Below are 2,285 nucleotides of genomic sequence, written 5' to 3' on the forward strand. Positions count from 1 at the left end.
GATCCCGCCCCTGCCTCCGCTCCTGGTTCTGCCCCTGACGACGCGAAAGGCGGCACCTCATGACCGACCGCACCCGGGTGAGAACACTCCAGGTGGCGACCATCCTGTACGACTTCGTCACGTCCGAGGCCCTCGCCGGCTCGGGGCTGGACGCCGGGCGGTTCTGGCGGGGCGTCGAGGAGATCGTCACGGACCTGACCCCCACCAACCGGGCGCTGCTCGCCGAGCGGGACCGGCTACAGCACCGGATCGACGCCTGGCACCGCGCCAACGCCGGGCGTCCGCACGACGCCGACGCCTATCACGACCTCCTCACCGAGATCGGCTACCTGCGGCCCGGCCCGGGCGAGTTCCAGATCTCGACCGGCGGTGTCGACGACGAGATCGCCGCCGTCGCCGGCCCCCAGCTCGTGGTGCCGGTGCTCAACGCGCGCTTCGCGCTCAACGCGGCGAACGCCCGGTGGGGCTCTCTCTACGACGCCCTCTACGGCACCGACGCGATCGCCGAGGACAGCGGGGCCGCGCGCTCCGGCCCCTACAACCCGGTGCGGGGGGCGAAGGTCATCGCCTACGCGCGGGCGTTCCTCGACGAGGTGGCGCCGCTGCGGGCGGGCAGCCACGCCGAGGCGGCCGGCTACACCGTCAGCGCCGGAGAGCTGGTGGTGACGCTGCTCTCCGGCGCGACGACGTCACTGGCCGACCCCGCGCGGTTGCGCGGGTACACCGGTCCGCCGCAGGCGCCCGAGCGCGTCCTGCTCGTCCACCACCGGCTGCACGTCGAGATCCGCGTCGACCGGGCGGGGACGATCGGCGCCGGCGACCCCGCCGGAGTGCAGGACGTCGTCCTCGAGGCCGCCGTCACCACGATCGTGGACTTCGAGGACTCGGTCGCGGCGGTGGACGCCGAGGACAAGGTGGCCGCCTACCGCAACTGGCTGGCGCTCAACCGTGGCGATCTCGCCGCCGAGGTCGTCAAGGACGGCTCGTCGTTCACCCGGGCCCTCGCGCCCGACCGCGTCTTCACCGCCCCCGACGGCGCGGGCGAGCTCCGGCTGCCCGGACGGGCGCTGCTGCTGGTCCGCAACGTCGGGCTCCTGATGACCACGGACGCGGTTCTCGACGGCGCGGGCGAGGAGGTGTTCGAGGGCCTCCTCGACGCGGTCGTCACCTCGCTCGCCGCCCTGCCCGGCCTGCGCGCGGACGCCGAGCGGCCGGGCAGCCGGACCGGGTCGGTCTACATCGTCAAGCCGAAGCTGCACGGCCCCGACGAGGTGGCGTTCACCGTCGCGCTGTTCGGCCGGGTCGAGCGGCTGCTCGGACTGCCGCCCAACACGATCAAAATCGGTCTCATGGACGAGGAGCGCCGCACGACGGTGAACCTCGCCGCGTCGATCCACGCGGCCCGCGAGCGGATCGTGTTCGTCAACACCGGCTTCCTGGACCGCTCGGGCGACGAGATCCACACCTCCTTCGAGGCCGGTCCCGTGGTCCGCAAGGCCGACATGAAGAGGCAGCGCTGGATCGCCGCCTACGAGGACCACAACGTCGACGTCGGGCTCGCCGCCGGCCTGCGCGGCCGCGCCCAGATCGGCAAGGGCATGTGGGCGATGCCCGACCTGATGGCCGACCTGCTCGAGCAGAAGATCGCGCAGCCTCTTGCCGGGGCGTCGACGGCCTGGGTGCCCTCGCCGACCGCGGCGACGCTGCACGCGCTGCACTACCACCGGGTCGACGTCGCCGCCCGCCAGGAGGAGATCGCGGGCCGTAGCCGGGCCGACGTCCGTGACATCCTGCGCATTCCCGTCGGCGACCCGTCGCACTGGAGCGAGACGGACCGCCAGCGGGAGGTCGACAACAACATCCAGTCGATACTCGGCTACGTCGTCCGCTGGATAGACCAGGGGATCGGCTGCTCCAAGGTGCCCGACATACACGACGTCGCGCTGATGGAGGACCGCGCCACGCTGCGCATCTCCAGCCAGCTGATGGCGAACTGGCTGCGTCACGGGGTCATCACGCCCGAGCAGGTCCGCGGGAGCCTCGCCCGGATGGCGGTCGTCGTCGACCAGCAGAACGCCCGGGACGCCAGCTACCGGCCGATGACGCCGGACCTCGACTCCAGCATCGCCTTCCGGAGCGCGGCTGAGCTGATCTTCGAAGGGGCCCGGCAGCCGAACGGTTACACCGAGCTGATCCTCCACCGCCGGCGGCGCGAGGTGAAGGCGCTCACCGCCGTCCCGACCGGCTGACCCTCGCCGCGGTGGAGTCAACCCAGGGTGCGGCCA

Annotated in this window: 1 protein-coding gene; it reads left to right on the plus strand. The window is 72.4% G+C overall.

Annotated elements, in window-relative coordinates; all coding sequences use genetic code 11:
• The first annotated feature begins 59 nt into the window (after positions 1 to 59).
• Positions 60 to 2,249 carry a malate synthase G gene (locus AC5LSR_RS23640; RefSeq protein ID WP_250282338.1) on the plus strand — a complete coding sequence of 730 codons (2,190 nt, stop codon included), beginning with the start codon at positions 60 to 62 and terminating at the stop codon, positions 2,247 to 2,249.
• Positions 2,250 to 2,285: the final 36 nt, after the last annotated feature.

The sequence above is a fragment of the Protofrankia sp. CiP1_Cm_nod4 genome, from assembly GCF_982290645.1.

Bases quoted from the DNA above. Each gene is read 5' to 3' on its own strand.
- AC5LSR_RS23640 (WP_250282338.1), top strand. From the start codon at position 60: ATGACCGACCGCACCCGGGTGAGAACACTCCAGGTGGCGACCATCCTG.